This window comes from Cytophagales bacterium, from assembly GCA_033344775.1.
GTDB lineage: Bacteria > Bacteroidota > Bacteroidia > Cytophagales > Cyclobacteriaceae > JAWPMT01.
The window spans coordinates 607643-633649 of the sequence record JAWPMT010000002.1; the positions used below are offsets into that span (position 1 = coordinate 607643).

Sequence of the window (26007 nt, forward strand, 5' to 3'; positions counted from 1 at the left end):
GCTCAGGTTACCGCGAATTTTCGTGAAAGTAATAAAGACAGAGGAAGAAGCAACAGGGTAATTAATCCAAACCACCAGTAGCTACTTCCAGCGGCGTAACAAGCGTTCAAAGGGATCAGGGAAATAACGCCCATTTTCACGGCTTTCATGACGTTGCCAGGTGTATTCTCGATGATGGCTTTCCCTTTTGCTCTTAGATTCATCAGCAGCCAGATGAGCAGAAAAGGAAGTACCATCAGGAGTTGAAAATATCCCTGATAGGCCAGAAAAATAATGGCCCCTGCAACGATCAGGTCGAAACCTAAGGCAAGCATCACCGAATACCGATTATTACCGTGTACTTCGCCCTTACTGGTCAACGTAATCGCGGCGATAAACAAGACTGGTAGTCCACTGATCCACCAAAGTTCAAACACCTGACCTTGAATGATACTGACCCCCAACAATAGATTGAGCCCTCTGCACATGCCCATCACCAATGGGCCACCAACCAGGGTTTGCTTGAAATATTTATCATAACTCGTCGCGCAAATGATGATACCAATGGCAAGCATGGCACTTATGGTGGAAACTTGTGCTGAAGCCGATAGTGCAATGATGAAAAGTGTTAACCCAAACCAGGCGGCTTTTTCTTTTGTGATCTGACCGGAAGGCAAGGGTCGTTCAGGACGTTCCTTTTTATCCAGTTCAAAATCAAATACATCGTTAAACACAATTCCACCGGCATATAGGCAGGCGGTAGTCAGCACCAATGCCAATCCCGACCAAATATGATCGTTGAAGAAGTTGCTGACCAATGCACCAGATAAGGCAATGCCTGCAAAGATGTCTGCGATTGCGGTGACTACATTGGCTGGCCGAACGAGCACCAGGTACGGATTAGGTCTGCCGTCGCTCAATTTTCTACAATGTTCGGATCAGAAGATTTCTTGGGTTCTTGTCCGCGTAATACACTGTTGCCACCGTACAATATCGATTGATCAAAAGAGACACCATCAGCCCAATCACTTTCATTCATGGAACCACTCTGGCCATACATGTCCAGCGCGTTTTGATAGCAAGTCAAATGAATGTCATGTTCAGAGATACCTCGTTCACGCATAAGATTGGCTGTCTTTGGGACCGAGAGGGGGTCACTTACGCCCCAGTCAGCAGAACTATCTACGATGATACGCTCAGATCCATATTGTCGGACAACTTCTACCATGCGTTCACTGCCCATTTTCGTTTTAGGGTAGATGGTAAACCCAGCCCAATACCCTCGGTCCAGTACGCTCTGTACGGTCTCCTCATTGTTATGATCGATCACTACTTTCGAAGGATCGAATCCATGTTCTTCCAGTACGTCCATGCTTCGGATGGTTCCATTCTTCTTATCGCGGTGTGGCGTGTGTACCATGATGGGCAGGTCCACTGATTTTGCCAATTCGATTTGCTCACGAAAGAACCTGTCTTCTGCCTCCGTTTGATCATCATAACCAATTTCACCAATGGCTACCACATTGTCTTTCATGACATAAAGTGGGAGCAATTCCATGACTTCTTCTGCCAGGGGCACATTGTTGGCTTCCTTAGAATTAAGTCCAATGGTGCAGTAATGTTTGATGCCAAACTGTGAGGCACGAAATGGTTCCCATCCAACAATGGTACTGAAGTAATCCTGAAAACTCCCTGCGGTTGTTCTGGGCTGGCCTAACCAGAAGGCTGGTTCGATCACTGCGACAACTCCAGCATTGCGCATAGCTTCATAATCGTCAGTGGTTCGAGAAATCATGTGGATATGTGGATCTATGTATTTCATTTCTAATAAGTTATGTCTATCTGTCATGCTTCAAAGATGGCGCTGCCAATGTCATTCCAACTTCTTAATTCGCTGGATTGTTTCGCTTGTTTAAGCCAGGTATGTGCGGCTTGATGTTTGGATTCTGTAAGTGCTCTTTTGCCTGCATCTTGTTCCAGTTCATCAGATGATTGAGCCACTTTGATGAGATCTTCCATGACCGCATCATCCACAAAAGGCACCACTAACCGCCAGAGTTCGGGTGTGACTTTACGACCTGCCGATTGCCGTTCATGAGCGAAATCTATGGCAATTCGGGCCAGGTCCGCATTTCTCCTTTCGTCCAATCCATAGATGCGATAAATTGGTCGTTCCATGAAAATACCTTTCAGGACCATTTGGTTCCAGGCGCCTTCCTTGAAATACTTTTTGGGATAACTACTGTGCAGTGCGATTGCATCATATACATCAGTCATATTGGTGCGAATGCCATCAATCACCTGTAGCTCAAAGTCGTCAGCTTGCTGCAGGTATTGGAGGGACTTGAAGATCAACTTTTGTTCCCTAATATCTGAAGTAGCGATTAGTTTCGTGATGCTTTCGTTTCTGCCTTCCATAGGTAACTGAAGGAGCAGAGCCAGCCTCACCAGTTCATCTAAACTCCAGTTCACCTGATTCGCATCGGGATTGATCCTTGAAAGTGCCCCAATCAATGCATTTGAAAGAATGATGGGTTGCTTACCAACTTTTTTAGGTGCCATCCCAAATGCAAGGAAAAAACTGCTTCCGGCTGATAAGTTGCTGATCTGACTGGAAAACCATTGTTTAGCTGGTTCGTCTGGGATCAGTTGTATACATTCCCCCGTGATTACCGTGTTTAAGTCATTCATGAATTGCGATGCCACATTCGAAGGCCCTAAACTAAGAAATCAAGGCTTGAAGTTTTAGCGATCAAGACGAAATAATACTTGAGGTACACGGCGTTGTAAACTAAGTTAGTCGTCCAATGCTGGGATTTATAAGAATTATTTTTACATTTATGATACGCCACTAAATTGTTTAGATGTCCATTCGCCAACCATCTGTTTTGTATGTTGATGATGAAGAGATGAACCTTACACTCTTCAAAATCACCTTTCAGGACAAATTTCAAATTCATATCGCCAGAGATGGCCAGGAAGGCCTTTCTTTACTTCAAGACAAAGGACGTGAACTGGATACGGTGGTAAGTGACATGCGTATGCCGGGCATGGATGGCGTAGACTTCATTGCACAAGCGAAGGAAAAATTTCCTCATCTGCGATGTTTTATCCTTACGGGATTTCCTTCCAACGAAAAGGTACGTTCTGCATTGAAAGACCAATTGATCATTAATTCATTTTCCAAGCCTTTTGATATGGAAATGATCCAAAAGGCCGTGCTGAATACTGCCAGTTAATTAGCACCTCTTTTTCGGGATGTCTACAGAGCTGTTTTGACCATACACAAGAGGTTGTATAGATCATCTCACAATATTTACATCATAACATTTTGATAGGATTTCTCTCTAGGTGGCATACCATTAGCTGAAAATATTTCAATTTTTGTCACCCTATTGCCGCCCGCTATTTTGTAATTCTCTTTCAAGGATTCGCTAAACTTGTTGCTTCAAATCAGCCTGTTTTCAGCATCGCCGATTTGACCTAAGAGTGAGTATTATTTTTTATTTAACGTGCTAAAAGAGAGCTACCTAAAATCCGGTCTTTGTGCTATCCTTTTCATGGTTGTCTTATGCAAGCTCACTGGGCAACCTTATCAATTCAGACGACTGAACGTAGATGATGGCCTGTCCCAATCGGCAATTTACGCTTCTTATCAGGATCATGAAGGCTATATGTGGTTTGGAACATTGGATGGACTCAATCGATATGATGGACATTCTTTTGAAGTCTTTCGCAATGATCCGGAAGACTCGTCCTCTATAGGTAACAATGAAATATTTTCCCTGATTGAGTGTCCTGAAAATAATTTGTGGATTGGCACGGCTCAGGGTATCAATGTTTATGATCCCGAGTTAAGAAATTTCCAACGCTATTATGTGCCTGATAAGGAGAATGGGGCCAATATCGTCAACGCCTTACACCGGGTAGGAGATTCGCTTTTGCTAGTCGGAACCAATAATGGAGTCCATTTATTTCGCTTTGCAGATAAACAATTTGTAGTCGAAAGATTCTCTCTGTTAAGGAATCAGCTAAAGGGGCATCGCGTCAATACAATCCTAACGATTGGTAATGAGATCTGGATAGGGACAAATTCCTCACTATTTATCTATGACCTTTCCACCCATCAGTTCAAGGAGCAAAAATCATCAATGATCCCAGTCACAAATGTGAAGAAATTACTATTGGACAAGGATGGTCAGATTTGGATGTTGGAGCCTGATCGGATCAATGGGTTGACTGCCGCTGGTGAGGTATTTTTTACGACCGGCTTTGATAAGTCTTCCGGCGGCGGAAGACAATCTATCACAGAACAAGGGAATTATATTTGGTTTTCTGCAGGTGGCTTAAAAATCCTGGATAAGCGCGATTTCTCTATCCGGGAAATAGTGCATGATGATACTGATCCCACGAGCGTATCTTCCAATCTGGTTGCTTCCCTTTACGCGTCAGAAGGAGGAATGGTTTGGGTAGGCACACCCGGTCTTGGAATCAATCAATACGACCCAGAGTCTCAACGACTCTCGATCATTGGATCTAGTGAAAAATTGATCCCAAAATTCATTAAAGCTGTTTATACGAAAGACGATCAAAAGGTATTAGTCAGTTCTAACAAATCGATTGAGTGGTATGATCGTGAGAAACGGAAATTTTATCCGGTGATAAATCAATATGGAGATCAGCTCCGGAACTCAGATTTTTTTGTCGATTTGAATGATGTCATCCTGTCAGGAGGTAGAAACGCGGTTTACCTCATTCATCCCGAGGGCCAGGCTATTGAAATAAAGGTGCAAGGTCGCGTGTGGACGGCCCTGGAATGGGGGGACGATTTCTATTTCGGCGCATCAGGAGGGGTATACAGCGTCCCTAAAGCACAGCTCTTAGCGTTACGAAATGGTGGTCGGGACGCTAGTTCGGTAGATATCACTCGGGTAGCGAGCTACAAAGTAGGTAAGATCAACCAATTGCTGTTGGTCAACGACCACCTTTGGATGATTTCAAACAGAGGTGTCAAAGTAGTCGACGGAAGTGAGATCGTCGATTTTGAGGAATTCTATCCGGAGTTTGACCTTCCTCAATTATCACAGAATGCGAGATCTGCTTATCTACGAGAGAATGGTGATGTCTGGTTGGCGAGTGCAAACAATGGGATCATATTATTGGACTTGGCTAAAGGTGAGGCGAGGCAGTTTGATGAACGTCAAGGGCTAGCCAATGGAAACGTTTATGGTATTCTTGAGGATGGTGATGGAGACTTTTGGGTCAGTACCAACAATGGCCTTAGCCGATTTAGCCCGACGGAAGAACGTTTTTACAACTACGCCAACGTTGAAGGGCTTCAGAGCCGTGAATTCAATTCAGGGGCTTATTTTAAATCACCATCAGGTATGATGTATTTCGGAGGGGTCAATGGACTAAACTTTTTCAGACCTCAGGACATACTCGTAAGTGAACCACCACAAACCACCCGTATCCATTCGTTCCTACTCAATCACGAAGAGATTTTAGCAGGTAAAAGCCCCTTGCTCAGTCGTTCCATTGAAAAGACAGACACCCTAAGATTGGAATATGATCAGAACTCCTTCGAATTTCAATTTGCGAACATCAACTTCCGTGACGCCCATTCGAACGAATACCAATATCGTCTTCTGGGCTTTGATGAAGATTGGATAGACGCGGGTAGTCACAACGCAGCCAGCTATACCAACATGGCTCCGGGGACTTATGAGTTCCAGGCGCGAGCTGTCAACAGTGTAGGCAAGGTTCCTCAGCAGGGATACGCCTCGTTAGTAATGATCATCTCAGAACCGTTTTGGCGTTCTGTTTTGTTCAGGTTCATGATCGCTGCGGCGATTTTACTATTGCTGATCGCAGTGGTGTTCTACATGGGTTACAAAAACAAAAAGCTGGAAAAACTTGTGAGAGCGCGCACGTCTGAAATTGAGATGCAGAAGCGATTATTACTTGAACGCAATAAAGAGCTATCCAATAGCTTAACTGAGCTCAAAAAGACACAAGCATTACTTATTCATTCTGAGAAAATGGCTTCACTCGGAACACTCGCCGCGGGTCTGGGACATGAGATCAATAATCCGCTCAATTTTATCAAAGGAGGTCTGGGACTATTAGGACGAAAATTGGAGCACAAGGACAAAGAAACTGAGAGCTTTATGGGAATGATCGAATCTGGTGTGAGAAGGATTACCAGGTTGGTAGGTTCCGTTGAAAAGCTGGGTGAGTCCAGGCTCGGAGAGAAGCAACCATGTGAAATCAAAGCGCTTATCGAAGATGCTTTACTTGTGTTTGGAAGTCAGATCAGTGACCGGGTGATCATTAGCAAAGACTTAGAGTCGGAGGAGCTGTACGTGAAAGGATACAACGGTGAATTGCAACAGGCACTGCATCAGATCTTTTCCAATGCCGAACAATCAATTACCCAACAGGGTGAGATACACATAGAAACGGCCAGAGACGGGGCATTCGCGAAAATTCAAATCACCGATTCAGGTGATGGCATAGACGCCCATGACCGCAAAAGGGTGTGGGATCCGTTTTATACCACGAAAGAACCGGGTGAAGGCGAAGGACTTGGTCTCCCCATTGCTTATTCGGTCATAAAGAATCATCGCGGGTCAATTTCTCTTCAGAGCAGAAAAGGCGAGGGGACAAGCGTGACCATCAAGTTACCATTGTCCCTGGTATAACCCTCTTCAAGTTCACTGTCATATTTTAAACGATGATCTAAGGTTAATTCCTGTTGGTCGAAACACTTTGGCGTTACAAGGGTTTTTAGATAGCTTGATGTGAGCTTAACCATTACATGAAACGACTCTTTCTTATTGCATGGATTCTAGTGAATTCAATTATCGTTCTAGGACAAGGTATGTCCTGGGAAGAAGTTGTGGCCAACAGGGAAGGAACGCTGAAGGTTTACTGGTATCCTAATAACATTAAGATCCCTGATTCCAAGGATGTATTGGATGGGGTAGAACAGGATTTGATCTATGCTTTTGCAGCTTACCTGAACAAGAAGTATCAGCTCCAGGTCGAAGTAGATTTGATAGAAACAGATAGTTTCGAAGAGGTGATGGACATCATCAAAGATGGGACCGGCGGGATGATGGGAGCTTCCTCGATTTCTATCACAGAAGAACGGTCGCAGTTTCTCAGGTTCGCACCACCTTACCTTTCAGATATTGCCGTATTGGTTTCAAGTGCCAGCATGCCTTTGGCCCATACGGAGGAAGAGTTCAGAGAGATATTTGATCAGGCGACTGCTGTTACCATCGAGCATACCACGTTGATCAATGCTTTGAAAGATTTGAAGCAAAAGGAAAACCTCAATTTTAATTTTGAGCTGGTGAAGAACAGTGGCGAGATCCTGGGGCGGATCGGGGAATTAGAAAATGGTTTTGGGTACATCGATTTGCCCAATTTCATGGATGTCACTGCCAAGGATCCACGTATTCAACGTCAGTTTTTTTATCCGATCAAGCTTTCAGGGCTAGCGTTGGTCTATCCGATGCAAAGTGATTGGGATGTTCCGATCAACGAGTACTACGCAAGTGAACAATTCATGAAAGACAAAACCAGGATCATTACAAAGTACCTGGGAGAAGATGTGGAGGCCATTTTTGATCAATTGGCCCGTTCAGCCGAATTTGGCCCCTTTGAAGAAATCGTCATTTCTGCTCGAGAACGAGAGATGCAATTCAGGGAGTTGCTGGAAGCTACACAAAGGGATCAGGACAAGAATGCGCGAATTTATCTACTTGCCAGTATAGCCATCATTGCACTATTCAGTGTGATTTTCTTGTATGCCCGATACCAGATCAAAGCACGGAGTACCGAATTGCTCATGGGTCAGCAACGGACCATTGAGAATCACAATCAGCAATTGACACGCTTAAACCAGGAAAAGAATGACCTGATTGAAGTATTGGCGCATGACCTTCGTTCTCCACTTTCTAAGATTGCCGGGTTCTCAAGGCTTTTGAGTGAGAGTGATCAGATCCGCCCGGAGGAAAAGGAACTCAACGGATACATCATGAAATCCTCGGAGGAAATGGAGTCTATGATTTCTAAGATCCTGGATGTGGAAGCCATCGAGTCCGGTAACCGAAACCTGCAATTAGAAAAGCTCGATGTTTCAGTCCTTGGTAAGGAGGTGATCTCCGAATTGGAAGACAAAGCCAACGCAAAATCAATCAGCATCCATGTTCAGGATTGTGACGGTTGTTATGTCCTGGGGGATCGGTTTTACTTGCGTCAGATCATTGAGAATTTGCTCTCCAATGCCATCAAGTTCAGTCCTAAAGGCAAAGGCATTGACTACATGGCCAGGGTAGAAGGACAATTCATTTGTATCGCAGTAAAAGATGAAGGCCCCGGTATTGAAGAAGAAGATCGCGAACGGCTATTTAACAAATACCAAACCGCCGCCCTTCCTACGGGAGGTGAAGCCTCTACAGGATTAGGACTTTGGATCGTCAAGCTCTTTTCAGAGATCATGCACGGGAGTGTCCGATTCGAGACGGAACTCAACAAAGGCACTACGTTTTACGTGCGGCTGCCAATGGCGGCGTGATTAAACGTTCGGGGGATACTTCGCTTCAATAGTGGTCACAAGCTTTTCCACATGTAAAAAATCTAGTTTGTTTCGGATGATGTAATTGAAGGAGTAATGTTTGCCTTTATGCTCGAAGCAAATTTCATTGTTACCTCCATGATAAGACCAGAAAAAGTCTTTGGTCATGCCCGTAAATTCATCGACATAAATAGTTAGGTTACTGACTTGATCAAAAACAATCTTTCTATTTTCTACAATCAGGTAATCTTCGGCAACGGTCAGTTCTCCCTTTCTTTTACCATAAGCTTTCAACCCCATTTTCTTTTTCTCTTCCTGGGCTGCGTTAACTAAATAAACAACCATCCCAATTGTTCCAATGACTCCAATGCCAGCACCGAAATATATAAATCCAATAACGTTGAGAGTAAGGAAAATAAAAACCATCCAATAATGGGATTGATAGGATCGATCTTTTTTGTCTTTTTCTTCGAAGACGTGTGTTTTGTATTGCAAGGTGTCGTTAATTAATGGCGAAAGCTACATACTTATCTCCACTTGCAGTCCCTAATTTGCCACCCCCACAAGCAATCACCAGATATTGTTTCCCATTCACTTGATAGGTAGAAGGAGTGGCATAACCTGCCGCAGGAAGTTTTACTTCCCAAAGAAGCTCTCCGGTAGTTTTGTCGAAAGCCCTCATTTTTTCATCAGAGGTAGCGGCGATAAAGACAAGACCTCCACGGGTCACTACAGGTCCTCCATAGTTTTCTGTTCCTGTCACTGGGTGTCCAGGGATATCTAGCGAGTCAATATTTCCTAAGGGTACCTGCCACTTGATCTTGGCCTCATTCATGTCTATTGCGGTGAGTTGACCCCAGGGTGGGCGAATAATAGGAAGACCATCAGATGTAAGGAATTTCTCATAGCCATTGAAAGCATAGGGATAGGGCCAACTTCCGGCATCCTTTACGATAGTCGCTTCGCCAAAAACGTATTTGATGACTTCCTGAGTTTCTAATTGCGTCAATTTCGAGAATTGTGGCATGATACCTCTTCCTTGATTTAGGAGAGTGGTTATTTCAGGTTTTGTCATCCGTTTACTCACCCCTCGCAGGTCCGGAATGTTGCCATACAATTGATTGCCACTGAAATTGGCAGCATGGCACGCTTGACAATTAGTTCGATAGATGCTTTGTCCTAGCGAGAGCGGTTTATGTTTGTTGAACTGAAATTTCCAGGTCATTTCATTCGAGTTAACAAAGAGCCATCCATCCTCAGGATCGAAAGCCGCGCCACCCCATTCGCCACCGCCATCCATGCCTGGAAACAAGACTTTGGTTTTTAATGCGGGTGGGATAAACTCACCCCAGCGGATAGAGTCCCATGCGGACAAGGCCTCTGCTTTTGCCTGTTCACTACGAATGGGTATGTCAGCTTCAGAGAAGGTAGTTCTCGAAAAGTGAGGGTAAACGGTTGGGACAGGTTGGGTTGGCCACGCGGATTCGCCGGAAAGTGTGGACGGTTCTGCAGGTACTTCATTGATGGGGTAAATCGGTTTACCTGTCAATCGATTCAAGACAAATAAATCTCCTGATTTCGTGATTTGGGCCAATGCCTTGATCTGTTGTCCTTCTTTTTTCAGCATGATCAGGTTAGGCGGTGCAGGAAGATCTCGATCCCATAAGTCATGATGTCTGACTTGATAGTGCCAGATTCTTTCGCCCGTGTTGGCATTGAGGGCTACAATTGAATTGGCAAACAGGTTTTGGCCGTGTCGATCGCCACCGTAGAAATCAAATGAAGCAGAGCCAGTTGGCGCATAGACGATCCCAGCTTCCTGATCAATGCTAAATCCGGACCAGGCATTGGCTCCTCCGCTCTTCCAATAGGCACTATCCGGCCAGGTCTCTGCACCAAATGATCCAGGAGGAGGGATGGTATGAAAGATCCAGGAGATCTTTCCGGTAAGTACATCAAATGCACGGATGTGGCCAGGGGCATGATCAGCACCTTCTGAAGTTCTGCCGCCTACGATGAGTAGATTACGATAAATGGTTCCTGGTGTGTTATTGACATAATAGGTTCGATCGATGTTTCTCCCAAGCCCTTTTTTGAGGTTCACGACGCCATTTTCCCCGAAGGATGAAAGAGGTTGACCATCCTTGGTATCAACAGCAATCAGGTTGGGCCCCACGGTATACAAGATACGAGCTTGTTTTCCGTCTGTCCAATAACTCAACCCTCGGTTAACACCTGTTCCGAATTGCTCATCTATCAACTTAACAGGATCGAATGTCCATTGCTCTGCGCCTGTTGCCGCATTTAGAGCAAATAGTTTGAGGCCAGGTGAGGTTCCATATAAAATACCGTCAATGATCAGGGGATTACATTGTATTTGACCGTTGGTTTCACTACCTCCATTGGAACTGTATTCCCAGACCTGCTCCAGACGATGAACGTTTCCTGTATTGATTTTATCGAATGTTTTGAATTGATTTCTGGACGGCCCTCCTTGATAGTGTGCCCAGTTTGGATCGGAGTATTCGTTAGATGGATGTTCACATGATCCTAATGCAAGGGAAATAATAGTACATAATAGAAAAACAGATCGCATGGATTATAGGTTGTCGACTTCATCTGGAAGTTAAACAATGATGAACTAATGCTATAGGTCGTGCAAACCGCTGTAAATGCGATTTGAGTCATCAATCACCAGTGGCAACGTTTTCCAAGGTAAATTTTCCTTTAGAAGCTTGATTTACAGTAGACTCTACTAACATTGAGTGGAACTTCATTTTCTATGAAACACAATTTTAAGATGGCTGATCAGATGAAAGCGGTGATTTTCGACATGGATGGTACCATGGTGGACAACATGATGGTCCATCACCGGGCCTGGCAAAGAAAACTCGCTCAATTAGGGCTGGAAATGGACCTGGAACAAGTGCGTCAGGAGATCCATGGTGTGAACAAGCAGATCCTTCAAAGACTGTTTGGCGATCGTTTTACCGATGAAGATCGGGAACGGATTGCATGGGAAAAGGAAGAAGAATACCGTAAAATCTTTAAAGATGAATTGAAACTGATCGACGGACTGGATGGCTTTCTGGAAGTACTGAAATCGGAGGGATTACCTATGGGTATTGGCTCGGCAGCTCCAGTTGAGAATGTGGACTTTGTCCTGGATGAATTGAACATCAGAAGCTTGTTCAAGGTGGTCAAGCATGCAGGCGATGTGGTGAAAGGAAAACCTGATCCGGAGATCTATCATAAAGTAGCTGCTGGTCTTGGTGTTGACCCGAAAGACTGTGTGGTTTTTGAAGATACACCTACCGGAGCAAAGTCAGGAAGTGCGGCAGGATGTAAAGTGGTCGTGATCCTGAATACCCATGAAAAGGCTGAATTTGATGGGATCACTGGGATACAGCGATTCATTAAAGACTATCATTTTACAAGTCTGAAAGGAGCAATAGGGTAGGCCACACCCCCACGTGGAATTGCAAATGTTCCAAAAGCAGGGGTGCAGTTGCTCCAAGAATTGGCAGAAATTAAAAAAAGCCTATTTTTATTGGCTTGAAACCTAAATCTAGAAGAAGAATAAATCCATATGAATCGTAATCGATTATTTATTGCCAGTTGTTTTGCATTGCTGACTACAGCCTTTGCATTTGGCATCCGGGCCGGTATCATGAATGACCTGGTCAGTGACATGAGCCTCAGTGATTCACAATTGGGCTGGATCAACTTCATGGGGATCTTTGGATTTCCCATTGCTACCCTGATCGGTGGTCCACTCTACAACTCACTCGGACCAAAACGAATTGGTGATATTGCATTTATCTGTCACATTGTCGGGATCACCTTTTCGATTCTATCGGGGAGTTTCATCACCCTGTTTTTCTCTACGTTTTTCATCAGTTTCGGAAATGGAATGGTGGAAGCTGCCTACAATCCGATGATCTCGGATATGTACGAGGATAGAAAAGCGGTCATGCTCAATCGGTTTCACGTATGGTTTCCCGGCGGGATTGCTATAGGATCAGTTTTAGTCCTGTTGGTGAACATGACTGGCGGAGGCTGGCAATTGAAATTAGGAATCATGTACATTCCTGCACTGATCTACTTCTTCATGTTCAGAGGCCAGGTTTTTCCTGAGACTTCTAAAGAGTCGTCAAACAGCACTGCGGAAAACTTTAAAGCCATTCTTAGCTCACCGATCTATTGGTTGATGCTGGTTTGTATGGCGTTGACTGCCACCACTGAGCTGGGAACACAATCCTGGGTAGAAAGAATATTAGATAGTTCTGGTGCACAACCCTTGTTGGTGTTAGCACTGGTTACTGTATTGATGGCTTTAGGCCGATTATTCGCCGGTCCGTTGATCCACCGACTGAACATCACAGGGGTATTGTTATCTTCTGCTGTGATTTCTGCCATTGCTATTTTTCTGATGAGTTCGGCCGAAGGAAGTATTGTCTATCTATATGCCATTCTGTTTGCGATCGGCGTATGTTATTTCTGGCCAACCATGATCAGCTTTGTCGCGGAGTATCTACCTAAAACGGGAGCCTTGGGTATGTCTTTAATCGGCGGTGTAGGCATGCTGGGTTTGTCGATTTTTCAGCCGATCATTGGTGGCTGGATCGATGGTCATCGTGCAGCGAAAAGTGCTGAAGGTTTATCAGGTGATGCATTGGAATTGGCAGCCGGTCAGGCGACGCTTGCGAACATTGCAATCTTACCGGTGATTCTAATTGCCTTTTTCGTTGTGGTGTTCATTTGGCAACGAAAGCAGCAGGCAGGTCACGCTTGATTCATAAATTTTAAGGTATTTTTAATCCCATCTTTTGATGGGATTTTTATTTTTAGTGGATGTGTAACCTCCAGCCTTTTAGCCATTGCAGGTATTTTTCACCTGCAAGCAAAATGAATAATTAGTGCGAATTTCTGTTGGAGATAACTCCAACAGAGGCAAAGTACAATTTTGGACGATCAACACATCCTTTAAATATTTTTTAGTCGATGAGAAATCGTGCGCTAGTTTTTTTGACTGTAATTGCCGTGGTGGCCTGCAATGTGCCACAAACAAAAGAGTCGAGTAATCAAATCAAGCAGTGGCTTACTTTCAATGGCCAATCAGATGCACCCAGGGTAGTCCTGATATCCGGGGATGAAGAATACCGATCAGAGGAAGCCCTGCCACAATTAGCGAAGATTTTATCAGAAAGACACGACTTCAATTGCACGGTACTGTTCGCCCAAGACCCTGCAAAACCCGGGATTGTTGATCCAAATTATGTACATCACATACCAGGCCTGGATCAACTGGAAAGTGCAGATCTCATGATCATTTTTACTCGTTTCCGAGCCTTGCCGGATGAGCAAATGGCTTACATTGATCAATACCTTCGAGATGGAAAACCCGTTCTTGCCTTAAGAACTTCTACCCACGCGTTCATGTTTCAGGATACGTCCTTTGCATCAAATTATCGACATTATGGCAACTACTACGATGGCGAAGATGATTGGGAAGACGGATTTGGACGCATGATCTTAGGTGAGAAGTGGATCAGTCATCATGGTAGCCATAAGCACCAAAGTACGGTTGGGTTAGCAGCCCCGAAGGCAAAGGGCCATCCAACTCTCAATGGCATCAATGATGGAGACATTTGGGGACCTACCGACGTGTATGGGGTGCGCCTTCCGCTGCCAGGAGACTCACAACCCATTGTGCTTGGACAAGTGACCAACCGGGAAGGAGAGGAGGATATGGATGACCTGATGTACGGGATGCGGAACACCGATCGAGAATTACCTGCGATGGAAATGCGTAAAGATCGTTCTGGTAAAGAAGTTCCGTTTAATCCTAATGATCCCATGATGCCGATCGCCTGGACCAAATCTTATCAGTTGGACGGAGGTCAGAGAGGTACCGCTTTTACTAGCACCATCGGATCATCCACGGATCTCCTGGAGGAAGGTACCCGCCGATTACTAATCAATGCGGCTTTCTGGTTACTGGACGAAGAAGTTCCTGCCAAGGCAGATGTCAGTATTGTCGGTAAATATGAGCCCACCCAATATGCTTTTCGGGATGATGCTTACTGGGATGACCTGGAGCTTCGATTGTCAGACATGGATTAATCAATAATCTATTATTTTCGATAAGTGGATATTCAAACAAGCATCGTATGGGGAGTTGTTATTTACAAAGTAATGTCATTATTGGTAGGACTGGCCAGTTGCTATATGGGTTATCGCCTGTTTATGAATGGCGTTTGGGGAGAGGCTGGCGATCTAAATGCCCAATTCGGAGACAATAAGCTAGTATTAAAAAAAGCCGCACCTGGGACTTTTTTTGCCGTTTTGGGTACCGTGGTTATTTGTTTCACTTTGTGGAAGGGACTTGATATCGATCAAAAAGAAAATGGAGCAAGGATTTCTACCGTTGAACCCCCTAAAAAGACAGCTGACCCTAAAGAAAAGGAAGAGGTATTGGATCAATTACCAGACGAGTTACCCGAATGAAAAGATTGCTAATATTCTTGTGCTTTTTGGTAGCTGGTTTCTCAGTAGTGGCACAATCTGCGGTAAAGAAAGATTTGTATCAAGCAGCCAGAAAAAGTTTCGCTCGTGGTAAGTATGTTGATGCACTGGCAAGTTTCTCTGAATTCAAAGGAGCGAATGGAGATTACCTTACACGACACCCGGAGTTAAACCGTGCGATCATCTCCGCCATTGGTTTGTGTGAAGATAGGATCAAGGTTAAAGAAGCAGAAAAAGAAAAAGAAGCAGAACAAAGCAATGGTATAAAGAGAACATCAATCAATGTAAGTGCAGTGATCGAAGATCCCGGTCCCATTTATCTATTAGCTACAGAAACTACCATTGATCCATTGGTTAAGAATAATTTTGTTAGTTATTTGGATATAATCAGAGGTAAACCCTTTTGGGGCATTGAGATCAATTGTTTAACGAACGTAAGCTCTGATAGCCTTGAACAATACAATTATTCCATGAATAGAATAGTTCTGTTCAAGGAAATATTAGAAGAAGAAGGAATTTCGCCAAACCGAATCATTTGGAAGGTAGAGAATATCGCTGATGATCCTTATCGATTACAATATTGTCTGAACTTAAGTAATCCGGAAAAAGGAGCCTTGTGTATAGAGCCTAGTTTTAATCGTAGAATGGAAATTTTCAATTTGGAACCATAATCAGTCCACTTCCTGATTAAGCCCTGATATAAAAGCAAGAACATCTCTCAATTCTCTTTTGGTCAATAAAGAAGTCATCACCGGCATGCTGCTTGGCATATTTCGACGTTGCTCGATCTCGGACTTTCGGACGGTAATACTTTCTTCCTGGCCTGATTTGACGGTCAGTGTTGTGCTCGTTTCCGCCATCAGAGTGCCATTCAATTGTTCTCCGTTCTTTAAGTCAAGCAATACCACACCAAAACCCGCAGCCAGTTGAGCGCTAGGATCTACCAGCGATTTGAGTAGTTCTTTTTTGGACAACCGGTTAGCCACTCCTTTCAGGTTAGGTCCAGCATTACCTCCCAATTCGAAAATGCTGTGACATCTGACACATTGAGCCGCTTCATGTTGGTAAAAGACTTCCCAACCTTTTCCGGAATCACCACCTTCCAATACTTCAATGTGCTGTGATACCGGATCAGACGCTTTGCTATCGTGATAGGACTTAAGTTCTGCCATCAATGTTGCATTTCCCTGTTTTTCAATGGCTTCAATAATATCTAACTGGATAGCAGGGGCAGCCTGCCCACTTCGCAATGTCTTTAAAGCCTGACCTAGAGTTGCCACGGCTTCGGGTCCTTTGAATGTTCCTAATGAATTATAAATGCTTTGTTGTTCTTCAATCGCTCCCGTTGCCAGCAGTTTGGTAAAGAAAGTTACCGCTTGCTGCTCTTCTATGGCTGATTTTGGAAGAATCGTTAGTGCAGTGGATCGTACCTGTACTTCCTGGTCATTGATGGCAATGGATAACGCATCCGAAAGTGAATTGGAATTCGTACTTGCCAGTGCTTCTAACGCCGATTTTCTGACCGCTGCATTCGTTCCGGTATTGACCAGATTGATGAGGGCAGCATCTGCCCGTGTCAGTTTTAGTTTTCCAACGGCTTTTGAAGCCGCAATTTGTATGGCAGGTTCTGCTGTCAATAGTTCGTTGATTACTGGTTCCAGTGCCTCAATCACAGGTGCAATATCTCTTTCAACTTCCCCGCGATATCTTCCATCTACACGATCCAGGGGTGAAGGTTTGGCCCAGGTACTCAATGCGGCAATGGCTTCTGCTCTCATACTTTCAGGAGCTTTTGAATTGCTGGCATAATCAAGTAAAATTTCCAAATTTTCAGATTGGGCCACTCTTAAGTTGGCATTGATCGCCCGTCGCAGAAATGCTTCATTCGTAAAAGTTGAATGTTTCAACGCACCAGCCAGCTGCGATAGTGCAGGCTCAATCGAGAAATCATCATTGATGGCCCTGGCTGCTTCTGTTGCAATGAATTCTGTGTCATCAAGGAAGACAGCTACTCCAGGATCTTCCATGCGACGCAAAGCAACCACTGCCGCGATTCGGACAGCTTCAGACGCATGTTGTCTTAAACCGACCAGCGCTTCACTGGTACCTAGCCTCGATAAAGCGATCATGCTCGCGTGTCTTAGCCAAAGGTCCTGATTGTCATTCTTTGCGATTACCTCCACAACAGGTTGGAAGGCGGCATTGTATTGTAATCTTCCCAATGCCTCAATGGCGTGCATCTGTACGCGAAGTGAAGCATGATTCAGTAAAGGCAACAGGGCATCTCCTGCATTCTGATAGCGGACATCCCCTAGCATTTTCGCTGCTTGTGTTACAATTTCGGGATCACCATCAGTCAGGTGTGGGATCAATACATCCGCATAAGTTAAATTTTGTGTTCTTGCCATTTGGCTGATGCCCCAGATGCCATGAATACGCGCTAGTTGATTGTCTGTTTGAGCAATAGTATTATTGAAGACTTCAAATCCAATTTGGCCTCGTTTCACCAATTCGAATTGAGATTTTCGGCGAATCCGCATGTCCGCATGTCCTAGAAATGCACGTAGTTCGTCCGGCTGATAACTCGAGAAGTCAGAAGAAATCAATCGTTCAACTTCTTTTCTTAATTCGGTTTCATCACCTCCGGGAACATCCAGTTTCCAGATGCGACCTTTCTGCTTGACACCCCAACCGGTGATCCAGTCACCAAAATACATGGCGCCATCAGGGCCAAACTCAATGCCTGTAGGCAATAATCCTTTTGTGACTTCTTTGGTTTGATCCAGCTCAAAGGATGCGCCTTTTGGTTTGAGCTTAAATGCATGGATCGGGGAAGCTGAGGCGGTACCACGGAATTCTGAAATGAAAAAGTGGTCTTGCCATTCAGGGCCGAGCGCAGTTCCAGGGTTGTAGACCATACCTGTTGGTCCATTGACGTAGTTTGCAATAGGTGGGAGGAAGTAGGCAGCCTGACCTTCCCAATGTGGTACATGCATTTTTTCATCCATCCAGACCTTATAGCCATTGTTGTCCGGGTCGGTATACTTACCAAATTGCCAGTTGATGCGCCAGCCGGTATCGCTGCCGTTTATGAGGTAGACCAGTCTTTCTCGTTCCCCGGCATGGTCTCCATCATTGTCTTCTGAAATTAGGTTACCATATTTGTCAAAGACGAACTCATGCGTATTTCTGACACCCATCGCATATACTTCGAAGTTGCTTCCATCGGGATCTGCACGTACCACCACACCTCGGTTAGGGTATTTCCACCGCTTGCCGTCCTGATCGACGACATTCATTCCTATGTCACCAATGCCCCACCAGATCCGTCCCTGAGGACCGACGGTAACGCCCGACATGCCATGCGCCCCAAAACCAATGTGAACCCCCCAGCCATGACTAATGGATTCTTTGGTATCCGCGATATTATCGCCATCCAGGTCCCTGAGCCGCCATAGATCCGGAGCCACCGCCATGAACATGTCACCGTCATGATACGTCAGGCCATTAGAAAGGTCAGAGACCTCTTCGTTAAAATCATCAACGTACAACTGTGCTTTCTCAGCAATACCATCTTCATCTTCATCAGACAGCATCCAGATCTTTTCCTTTTGTACGGTCAGGTCGCGCCAATCAAGGGTATCATCGTCGTTCAGGTCTTTGAGGAATCGTTCACCTTGTTCATTTTGGCGAGCAAAGGTGGTTCTCAGGAAGTTGCGACGATCCTCCACAGATTGAAAGGAAATGGAAGCCGTCATCCAGTCCCGGTGCGAACGGATATCGAATTCCGAGTTTTGCAAACGTGAACCTTGCGTAAAGTACAGGTGTCCCTGTTCATCCATTGTTACTGCAACCGGATCGCCGGCCAGGGTATCAGCCGCCCAAAGACTCAATTCCAGCCCTTCATCCACTTCGACGGATACTTCAGAACGTATATCTGTGGCCAGCTTTTGGGCCAGTCTGGATGGGATTTGCCTAATCGTCTGAGGGTATTCAACGGCAATTACCTTACTTTCTTCAGGTGTCTCGCATTGTACCAGCAATATCGCTAGAAGAAACAGATAAGTCAGCTTGGGTAGGGCAGGTCTTAAAAAATTCATCAAGGGTTCCGATTGATGTTTCAACTAAGTCAAATTTAATCCTTACAGATGATCTGTAAACCTTAATTCAAAGAATGGCACTTGTAGCAGCCAAATTGGAACAAGAGTCGTGTGATGAGCCACTAAATACCGGACCGAAAGTTGTTCTTAAATTGAATGCATGACTTTTCCTTTAACGAAATCTTTCCCGGACTTCCATCAATGCAAAGCCCAGTAAATTATCACCTTTCCAATTATTGGGATTGCTGCAATCAGGGTGGTCCTGGGCAAGTCCGATGCCCCAGATGCGATCGACGGGGCTGGCTTCAACGAGGATTCGATCTCCCGTTCCCAAAAGAAAGGCTTTTAATTCAGGATCAGAGTTGAATTTGGCGACATTGCCTGTGACTACTATCTCGAAGCGATTTGCTTCCCAGACCTGCTGATCAAACCCCTGAACCTCGCGTCCAATCTTTTTGGCTTCTCCCGGATTGGTGGCTTTCAATAGCTTTTTAGCAGCACTTTGATCACCGAACAACAGTGCTTTGCTGTACATCATGTAATGCTCTGCGGTCATAAAGTGATCACCGGCTATCTCAAACGGTGCTTCGTACCACTGACTAAAGCACGTTTTAGTGACTCCTTTGGTGGGCTTTTGGTGGCCCCAGAAGAAGAGATATGCTACTTGATTGCCATAATTTACGTACTCGGCAAGGTCTTGTCTGGTCCTGATATTCATGAGTTGTTCCAGATATACATCTAATCATGCCAAAGCTACATCATTACCACCAGCCAATAGTTTGAGGGGGCATCTTGGGGAAAAAATTATCTTTATGTCTGTTCTAAACTCTATGTCTGATACCCGTCCAAAATACCTGTTCCTTTGGCTCTTTCTTTTTTTATCTGTTGCCCTTCAGGCCCAACCCCACAACATTCAAAAAGGGTCGTTGAGTGTGACCGTCAGCGTCTCCATGAAAGGGAAACTCTTGTCACTCGATAGTCTGTGTGAGGGCTTTGATCCTGAGACCAACCACCCCATCAATTTGGTGATCCCGGAAAAAAGTACATTCGTTTTGGGAATGGACTCTTCCATGCATCTCTTGACCTATCAAGTTAATTCACAAAAACCTAAATACGTCAATAAGCCATCTGAAGGTGCAGGATTTGCTCTGAGTTCTTCAGGAGGAACTTCGAATACCTACACATTCATTGATGAGACAACTGCAGATACCCTCATTGTTTCCTGGAAAGTCGACTACTCTAACGTAGAAATGATTCATCTCTATCCAGTTGAGGTGTTTCCCAATTATGTCAATTATCAATTTCAGAACTTATTTAAGGACAATGTCGATAGCACCCTCTATGATTGGTCGCAAGAGAATTACATAACAGAATTGGATCAAAAAGGAGTTCCAGTCAACCCGGAGTTCCCGTATCATCAGAATGATTTGTTCTTTGTCGTTGAGAATGTTACCGAAAATGCTACGATACAATTAAAAGGCTTTCACGAAACTGCACAAATTTTCAATGAAGAGGAGCCTTTTGATTTGTTCATCTATGAGGACTTACCAGATGGTAAATACGAATATGTGGTAAGGCCTTACGAAGGTGCTCCCGATGAAAAAAGCTTGATTTATCCTTTCACCATCCTAAAGCCCTGGTGGTATCAGGAATGGGCCTTGGCAACCCTTACGGTAATTTTGGTCCTCATACAAAGTGGTATTTTTTTCCTTGTCTATCGAAACAAACAGCGAAAACGTGAGCAACAACTATTGTGGCAACAGAAATTATCAGAAGCAGAACTGAAAGCCATAAGAGCACAGCTCAACCCTCATTTCCTGTTCAATGCCCTGGGGTCCATACAGAATCTCGTGGTACAGCAAAAAAATGAAGTAGCCAATAGCTATCTGACCAAACTTTCCAGGTTGTTGAGAAACGTGCTTTCTGCTTCGGAGAATACCTTTCATGAGTTGCGCAGTGAGCTGGGGCTGATTGAATTGTACCTTGAATTGGAGCAATTGCGTTTTCCTTTTGAATTTGAATTAATCATAGGAGAGGAGGTTGATCAAGATACATTGACCCCTGTCATGTTGCTGCAACCCTTCATTGAGAATGCCATCAAGCATGGTGTAGCAGGACGAGATGATAGTAAAGTATCTCTGCATATTCATGTGAGGGATTCAAAACTGGAGATTGAAATTCTGGATAATGGAGCAGGATTGTCTCAACCCAATGGAAACTCGTCAGGTCTGCAACTGAGCCATGGAAGCATTAGACCTTTGAGTGATCTTTATGGGGATGAAGCCAGGATCACCGTTGCAAATAGAAAAGACGCTTCCGGTGTTTGTGTACGCATTACCTTGCCTATAGGATAGATGAAAAATTACCAGGCATTAATTGTGGACGATGAGTTGGGCAATCGTGAATTGCTGACTGCTCTTATTGCTGCGCATTGCCCCCAGATCGGTCGTGTAGCAACAGCGGACTCCATGGAAGAGGCTTTAAAGGTGCTGAATCAGCAGGTGATCGATGTTGTCTTTTTAGACATTGAAATGCCTGGTGGAACAGGGTTTGACTTATTGAATCAACTTCCTGAAATCAAATTTAAGGTCATTTTCGTCACTGCATACGATGCTTATGCCCTCAAAGCCATCAAATACAGTGCGCTGGATTATCTACTGAAACCTGTGGATCCATTGGAACTAAAGACTGCAGTAGAAAAGCTGGAAGCTTCAACGGTACAGCGGGAGCAGCTTGATCTACTTTCGTATAACCTCAATCAACCGCAGGATCGTAGAATTGCCTTAGCGACACAAGAAGAAGTGATTTTTGCGCAAGTGAGTGAGATCATTCGCTTGCAGGCCGAAGCCAACTATACCCGTGTCTATCTCAAAGGTGACGAAGCAGTGTTGCTTTCCGGTAATCTGGGTCATTTCGAAAAGCTTTTACAAGATCAGCAGTTTTACCGTCCACATCAATCACATCTGATCAACATGCGGCATATCAGTAAATATGTGAAATCTGAAGGAGGTTATTTTCAAATGTCCGATGGTGCCCAAATACCGATTGCACGGTTAAAGAAAGAAGAAGTGAAACGGTTGTTTTTGAGTTGAATCACTCATCCTTTTCAGTCTCCATTATTCAATATTCAGAAATGGCTGCATGGATTCCCATACTGCCGGAAAATTGCAGAAAAATATGACATGTCCGCAATTTGGAATGATGGAAAGTTGAGAGTTCGGGATGTAACGGTGAGCAGCCAGACAGCTTTCCGGACTTGAATATCCATCACTTTCACCACTCATAATGAGCACAGGGCACTTGATTTTGCTGAAAGTCTCTTCACTGATGATGCTAGTATCATAAAGGTCGTTCAGCATATCAAGGCATTCTCCCCAACGATCAGGTTCAGGCATGTTGTTCAGCCTTTTCTGGAAGTAATCCGGGGTATCATTCATGAGGTCTTCCGGGGAATAATTATATGAGCCTTTGCCTGGTGCTTTAGGGATATCGGAAGCTCCCATCACAATGGCTTTTTTGACTACATCGGGATAACTGGCAGCTAGTTTGTAAGCGGCACACCACCGTCACTGAATCCAATCACGGTAACGTTAGATGCTGAATGAGTTTGAAAGCATCACTTGCACGCTGATCATAGGTGAAAGGTTCATGGCCAATATCCGATTTGACATGCCCTCTTGTAGCTAAACAGATCACTTGATACTTTTCTGCCAGTTTGGGAATAAAAGGTGAGTATTCATCAATGTATCCGTAAACGCCACCATGCAACATCAGCATTGGTTCTCCTTCTCCATAGGTTTCGTAGTATAGCTGGGTATTGTTTCCCGCATCAAAGTACTTGCCCACTTTGCTATTGTATCCATACGGAATTGATTGTGCGAAAATGGTTTGACTTACTAAGCATAAGATAAGGATTGATATTTTTCGCATGAATTTTGAGTTTTGAATTGACCGATAATGTTGTTTTAAGTTTCGATTGCTGTTTACTAAGGTATTTTTTTCATTTTGAAAAGGGTAGGAGCACTGAATATATCCTGCGTTAATTTCTATTCGCAATAGAAAGGCTAATGGTAATTCTGGATTATTTTCGGAGTTGAAAATCAACATCAATTCCCAATCTACCGATGAAACGAAAGAACATATTGATCACGGGTGCCAGTTCTGGATTAGGCAAAGGCATGGCCAAAGAATTTGCCAAAGAAGGTCGCAATCTGGCGCTGTGTGCCCGCAGGGTTGAAAACCTGGAAGAGCTGAAAAAAGAGCTACTGGAGATCAATTCTAACATTCATGTTTTCTTAAGGGCCTTGGATGTGACCAATGCACAACAGGTCTTCGAAGTTTTCAGGGCATTCGAAGGTGACTTTAAAGGAATTGATGGGACTCTGGATCGCGTGATTGTAAATGCCGGACTGGGCAAGGGTGCTTCCCTGGGTAAAGGGTTTGCAGGACAAAACATGCAAACTGCGGTCACCAATTTTTGTGGGGCTATCAGTCAGATGGAAGCGGCCATGGAGATATTTAGAGAACAAAATAACGGGCATTTGGTGGCCATTTCTTCTATGTCCGCATTCCGTGGATTGCCGCGCGCAGTAAATGTCTATGCCGCCACCAAAGCTGGCCTCAAAAGCCTGGCGGAAGGCCTTCGAGTGGATGTACTGAAGAAACCGATCAAAGTATCTTCAATCTTTCCGGGCTACATCGAATCCGAAATGACCGGTTCCATTGACGGTAAGAAACCTCCGTTTATAATTCCGCTGGACGAAGGATCTAAGTTATTGGTCAAAGCCATCAATAAGGAACCCAACAACGCTTATGTGCCCTGGTGGCCCTGGTATCCCATCAAATTACTGATGCCGTTCATGTCATTGAAGATGTTGCGGAAGATGTGATAGTAATTTGATCACTCAAATGATCAGATTACTGCTTTAAGCAATCAGGTTACTAGAAAATCGAAAGCTCCGTCTGAGTGGTGAACATCTCCAGGAATTTCATGCCACGGTACGAATTTCCTTTGTCGTTCAATCTGGGACTCCAAACGGAAATGCAATACTTTCCAGGAAGGAGGGCAACAATACCGCCACCCACACCACTTTTTCCTGCCAGGCCTACTTTAAAGGAGAATTCGCCCGATTCATCATAGAATCCACAAGTCTGCATGATGGCATTGATCCTTTTCAACTGACTTGAATTGGGCATATTTCTTTCATCTTTGACCTTGAGCTGCGTATTGGCAAGGAACATGAATGTATGGGTTAACTCCCAACACGTCATTTCCAGAGAACATATATCGAAATAGAACTTCAACACTTCTTCAGGATCATTTTCCAGATTGCCAAAAGACTTGATGAAGTTGCACAATGCCCGATTGCGGTACCCAACCGATAATTCTGATTGTGCGATGGCAGCAGAATAGTGAATGTCACTGCAAGAGCTCACACCTTTCACATAGTCTAGAAAGTCTTTACGAGGATCTGAGAGATGACTCATCAGCATGTCGCAGATTACCAGGGCACCGCCGTTAATAAATGGATTTCGAGGGATACCATGGTCGGTCTCCAGTTGGATCAGGGAATTGAAGGCACTGCCAGAAGGTTCTACACTCACTCGAGACCAGATCTGATCACCCAACAGTTTATAGGCTAAGCTGAGCGTAAGGACTTTAGAGATACTCTGAATAGAAAATTTAGTATCCCAATCACCGACCCCATGAGCTTCATTGTCCACAGAAAGGTAATAAACACCAAATTGCTCAGGATCAACTTTGGCCAATTCGGGGATATAAGAGGCTACCTCGCCTTTGTTATCACTTGTTCTGACGATTTGGCAGATGTCATTGATCACGGATTGGTAGTCCATTTTCTTTTCCATGGCAATTGATTTTACTTAAAGCTAAATGGATGCAGCAAGACGCTTAATTTGTTCAGGTCCAATTCTACAACATCCTCCGATGAAATGCGCCCCAAATTGTCGCCACTGTTGAGCCATGTCCACAAAAGCATGATCTTCGGTGAGTTCAGCCCATTGCTTTGTTTCAGGGTTGTAGACCTCACCTGAATTGGGATAAACCACAACTTTTTTCATCGGTGCGGCATGCTTGATGCGCTGGATCAATCCAGTAATGTATTTTGGATGTGTACAGTTGATGCCCACGGCAATCACTTGAGCATTATCGGTAAAAAATGCAACAGCTTTCTCGATATCCGTGCTGTCATTGAGCAATCGATCATCCCTACAAGAAAAAGAGACCCAGGAGGGTTTGTTCGTTTCTTTCAGGATTTCACCGAGGACCTTCGCCTCATCAAAGGAAGGAATGGTTTCACAAGTCAATAAGTCTGCATTAGTTTTATCTAGTAGCTGAATTCTACTTCGATGAAAGGATTCAAGTTCTTTTTCCTCAATTCCGTAATTACCTCGATACTCCGATCCATCTGCGAGATAAGCTCCGTAAGGGCCAATACTTGCTGCAATCAGTGGTTTTTGCGCAGTAGGATGGTCTTTTAAGAATAGACGAATGGCTTCTTCCGCAAGTGCAACTGATTTCAGGATCAATGCCACTGCTTCATCCCGATTAAAACCTAAATTCATGATACCTGGCAATGAAGCCTGATAGCTTGCCGTGGTAATGATGCGGGCACCCGCCTTTAAGTAAGCAAGATGGGCTTCAATAATGGCAGTAGGATTTTCGTTCAGCAGCCTTGCCGTCCATAGTTCATGATTGAGATCATGGCCCATCGCTTCCAATACGTTGGACAATCCTCCATCAAGAATAATAGGGCCTCGTTCGTCGAGGATTTTCGAGACTTGCACAGTAAT

Annotated in this window: 22 protein-coding genes; 11 read left to right on the forward strand and 11 right to left on the reverse strand. The window is 44.4% G+C overall.

What is annotated here, in order from left to right; translation table 11 throughout:
* Nucleotides 1-2: 2 nt before the first annotated feature.
* The 3 genes from eboC to R8G66_06910 are packed head-to-tail and all read right to left on the reverse strand — an operon-like array spanning nt 3 to nt 2670.
* Entirely contained in the window at nt 3-899 is an 897-nt protein-coding gene (gene eboC / locus R8G66_06900; protein ID MDW3192072.1) for a UbiA-like protein EboC, read from the reverse strand.
* Nucleotides 896-1801 (reverse strand): TatD family hydrolase, encoded by a 906-nt coding sequence (locus tag R8G66_06905; protein ID MDW3192073.1) that lies wholly within the window; start codon nt 1799-1801, stop codon nt 896-898. The genes eboC and R8G66_06905 overlap by 4 nt, the downstream gene beginning before the upstream one ends.
* 23 nt (nt 1802-1824) lie before the next feature.
* Entirely contained in the window at nt 1825-2670 is an 846-nt protein-coding gene (locus tag R8G66_06910) for an EboA domain-containing protein (GenBank protein MDW3192074.1), read from the reverse strand.
* 173 nt (nt 2671-2843) lie between these two features.
* Between R8G66_06910 and R8G66_06915 the strand changes: the two genes are divergently transcribed.
* The 3 genes from R8G66_06915 (at nt 2844) to R8G66_06925 (ending at nt 8566) form a co-directional block, all read left to right on the forward strand.
* Nucleotides 2844-3218 (forward strand): response regulator, encoded by a 375-nt coding sequence (locus R8G66_06915; protein ID MDW3192075.1) that lies wholly within the window; start codon nt 2844-2846, stop codon nt 3216-3218.
* A gap of 321 nt (nt 3219-3539) precedes the next feature.
* Nucleotides 3540-6683, forward strand: a complete 3144-nt coding sequence (locus R8G66_06920; protein MDW3192076.1) for an ATP-binding protein — start codon at nt 3540-3542, stop codon at nt 6681-6683.
* 116 nt (nt 6684-6799) lie between these two features.
* Entirely contained in the window at nt 6800-8566 is a 1767-nt protein-coding gene (locus tag R8G66_06925) for an ATP-binding protein (GenBank protein MDW3192077.1), read from the forward strand.
* Here R8G66_06925 and R8G66_06930 read toward each other — a convergent pair whose 3' ends face one another.
* Both R8G66_06930 and R8G66_06935 read right to left on the reverse strand, forming a co-directional pair.
* A complete protein-coding gene (locus R8G66_06930) occupies nt 8567-9061 on the reverse strand; it encodes a hypothetical protein (GenBank protein MDW3192078.1) in 495 nt (164 codons plus the stop codon).
* A 7-nt stretch (nt 9062-9068) separates the two neighbouring features.
* Nucleotides 9069-11162 (reverse strand): PQQ-binding-like beta-propeller repeat protein, encoded by a 2094-nt coding sequence (locus R8G66_06935; GenBank protein MDW3192079.1) that lies wholly within the window; start codon nt 11160-11162, stop codon nt 9069-9071.
* Between the two features lie 186 nt (nt 11163-11348).
* Here R8G66_06935 and R8G66_06940 point away from each other — a divergent pair, with 186 nt between their 5' ends.
* From R8G66_06940 to R8G66_06960, 5 genes are all read left to right on the forward strand, one after another.
* On the forward strand, nt 11349-12026 hold the full coding sequence (locus R8G66_06940; GenBank protein ID MDW3192080.1) for an HAD family phosphatase: 678 nt from the start codon (nt 11349-11351) through the stop codon (nt 12024-12026).
* A gap of 129 nt (nt 12027-12155) precedes the next feature.
* A complete protein-coding gene (locus tag R8G66_06945) occupies nt 12156-13361 on the forward strand; it encodes an MFS transporter (protein ID MDW3192081.1) in 1206 nt (401 codons plus the stop codon).
* A 209-nt stretch (nt 13362-13570) separates the two neighbouring features.
* Nucleotides 13571-14692 carry a hypothetical protein gene (locus R8G66_06950; GenBank protein ID MDW3192082.1) on the forward strand — a complete coding sequence of 374 codons (1122 nt, stop codon included), beginning with the start codon at nt 13571-13573 and terminating at the stop codon, nt 14690-14692.
* A 24-nt stretch (nt 14693-14716) separates the two neighbouring features.
* On the forward strand, nt 14717-15076 hold the full coding sequence (locus R8G66_06955) for a hypothetical protein (GenBank protein ID MDW3192083.1): 360 nt from the start codon (nt 14717-14719) through the stop codon (nt 15074-15076).
* Nucleotides 15073-15765 (forward strand): hypothetical protein, encoded by a 693-nt coding sequence (locus tag R8G66_06960; protein MDW3192084.1) that lies wholly within the window; start codon nt 15073-15075, stop codon nt 15763-15765. Before R8G66_06955 ends, R8G66_06960 begins: the two co-directional genes overlap by 4 nt.
* On the opposite strand, the gene R8G66_06965 is transcribed toward R8G66_06960, so the two are convergent.
* The gene (locus R8G66_06965) at nt 15766-19194 is read right to left on the reverse strand and encodes a HEAT repeat domain-containing protein (protein ID MDW3192085.1); all 3429 of its coding nucleotides are present in this window, start codon (nt 19192-19194) and stop codon (nt 15766-15768) included.
* Between the two features lie 172 nt (nt 19195-19366).
* Nucleotides 19367-19912: an NADAR family protein gene (locus tag R8G66_06970; GenBank protein ID MDW3192086.1), complete on the reverse strand. Its 546-nt coding sequence runs from the start codon at nt 19910-19912 to the stop codon at nt 19367-19369.
* 94 nt (nt 19913-20006) lie between these two features.
* Between R8G66_06970 and R8G66_06975 the strand changes: the two genes are divergently transcribed.
* The gene (locus R8G66_06975; protein ID MDW3192087.1) at nt 20007-21548 is read left to right on the forward strand and encodes a histidine kinase; all 1542 of its coding nucleotides are present in this window, start codon (nt 20007-20009) and stop codon (nt 21546-21548) included.
* Nucleotides 21549-22286, forward strand: a complete 738-nt coding sequence (locus tag R8G66_06980) for a LytTR family DNA-binding domain-containing protein (GenBank protein MDW3192088.1) — start codon at nt 21549-21551, stop codon at nt 22284-22286.
* 24 nt (nt 22287-22310) lie between these two features.
* Here R8G66_06980 and R8G66_06985 read toward each other — a convergent pair whose 3' ends face one another.
* The gene (locus R8G66_06985; protein MDW3192089.1) at nt 22311-22697 is read right to left on the reverse strand and encodes an alpha/beta hydrolase; all 387 of its coding nucleotides are present in this window, start codon (nt 22695-22697) and stop codon (nt 22311-22313) included.
* A gap of 76 nt (nt 22698-22773) precedes the next feature.
* The gene (locus R8G66_06990) at nt 22774-23124 is read right to left on the reverse strand and encodes a hypothetical protein (protein ID MDW3192090.1); all 351 of its coding nucleotides are present in this window, start codon (nt 23122-23124) and stop codon (nt 22774-22776) included.
* 194 nt (nt 23125-23318) lie between these two features.
* Between R8G66_06990 and R8G66_06995 the strand changes: the two genes are divergently transcribed.
* Nucleotides 23319-24083 (forward strand): SDR family oxidoreductase, encoded by a 765-nt coding sequence (locus R8G66_06995; GenBank protein ID MDW3192091.1) that lies wholly within the window; start codon nt 23319-23321, stop codon nt 24081-24083.
* Nucleotides 24084-24135: 52 nt separating this feature from the next.
* On the opposite strand, the gene R8G66_07000 is transcribed toward R8G66_06995, so the two are convergent.
* On the reverse strand, nt 24136-25062 hold the full coding sequence (locus tag R8G66_07000; GenBank protein ID MDW3192092.1) for a glutaminase: 927 nt from the start codon (nt 25060-25062) through the stop codon (nt 24136-24138).
* A 21-nt stretch (nt 25063-25083) separates the two neighbouring features.
* Nucleotides 25084-26001 (reverse strand): homocysteine S-methyltransferase, encoded by a 918-nt coding sequence (gene mmuM / locus R8G66_07005; GenBank protein MDW3192093.1) that lies wholly within the window; start codon nt 25999-26001, stop codon nt 25084-25086.
* Nucleotides 26002-26007 lie beyond the last annotated feature (6 nt).

Bases quoted from the DNA above. Each gene is read 5' to 3' on its own strand.
- R8G66_06905 (MDW3192073.1), bottom strand. From the start codon at position 1,801: ATGAAATACATAGATCCACATATCCACATGATTTCTCGAACCACTGAC.
- R8G66_06910 (MDW3192074.1), bottom strand. From the start codon at position 2,670: ATGAATGACTTAAACACGGTAATCACGGGGGAATGTATACAACTGATC.
- R8G66_06915 (MDW3192075.1), top strand. From the start codon at position 2,844: ATGTCCATTCGCCAACCATCTGTTTTGTATGTTGATGATGAAGAGATG.
- R8G66_06920 (MDW3192076.1), top strand. From the start codon at position 3,540: ATGGTTGTCTTATGCAAGCTCACTGGGCAACCTTATCAATTCAGACGA.
- R8G66_06925 (MDW3192077.1), top strand. From the start codon at position 6,800: ATGAAACGACTCTTTCTTATTGCATGGATTCTAGTGAATTCAATTATC.
- R8G66_06935 (MDW3192079.1), bottom strand. From the start codon at position 11,162: ATGCGATCTGTTTTTCTATTATGTACTATTATTTCCCTTGCATTAGGA.
- R8G66_06940 (MDW3192080.1), top strand. From the start codon at position 11,349: ATGAAACACAATTTTAAGATGGCTGATCAGATGAAAGCGGTGATTTTC.
- R8G66_06945 (MDW3192081.1), top strand. From the start codon at position 12,156: ATGAATCGTAATCGATTATTTATTGCCAGTTGTTTTGCATTGCTGACT.
- R8G66_06950 (MDW3192082.1), top strand. From the start codon at position 13,571: ATGAGAAATCGTGCGCTAGTTTTTTTGACTGTAATTGCCGTGGTGGCC.
- R8G66_06960 (MDW3192084.1), top strand. From the start codon at position 15,073: ATGAAAAGATTGCTAATATTCTTGTGCTTTTTGGTAGCTGGTTTCTCA.
- R8G66_06965 (MDW3192085.1), bottom strand. From the start codon at position 19,194: ATGAATTTTTTAAGACCTGCCCTACCCAAGCTGACTTATCTGTTTCTT.
- R8G66_06970 (MDW3192086.1), bottom strand. From the start codon at position 19,912: ATGAATATCAGGACCAGACAAGACCTTGCCGAGTACGTAAATTATGGC.
- R8G66_06975 (MDW3192087.1), top strand. From the start codon at position 20,007: ATGTCTGTTCTAAACTCTATGTCTGATACCCGTCCAAAATACCTGTTC.
- R8G66_06980 (MDW3192088.1), top strand. From the start codon at position 21,549: ATGAAAAATTACCAGGCATTAATTGTGGACGATGAGTTGGGCAATCGT.
- R8G66_06985 (MDW3192089.1), bottom strand. From the start codon at position 22,697: ATGGGAGCTTCCGATATCCCTAAAGCACCAGGCAAAGGCTCATATAAT.
- R8G66_06990 (MDW3192090.1), bottom strand. From the start codon at position 23,124: ATGCGAAAAATATCAATCCTTATCTTATGCTTAGTAAGTCAAACCATT.
- R8G66_06995 (MDW3192091.1), top strand. From the start codon at position 23,319: ATGAAACGAAAGAACATATTGATCACGGGTGCCAGTTCTGGATTAGGC.
- R8G66_07000 (MDW3192092.1), bottom strand. From the start codon at position 25,062: ATGGAAAAGAAAATGGACTACCAATCCGTGATCAATGACATCTGCCAA.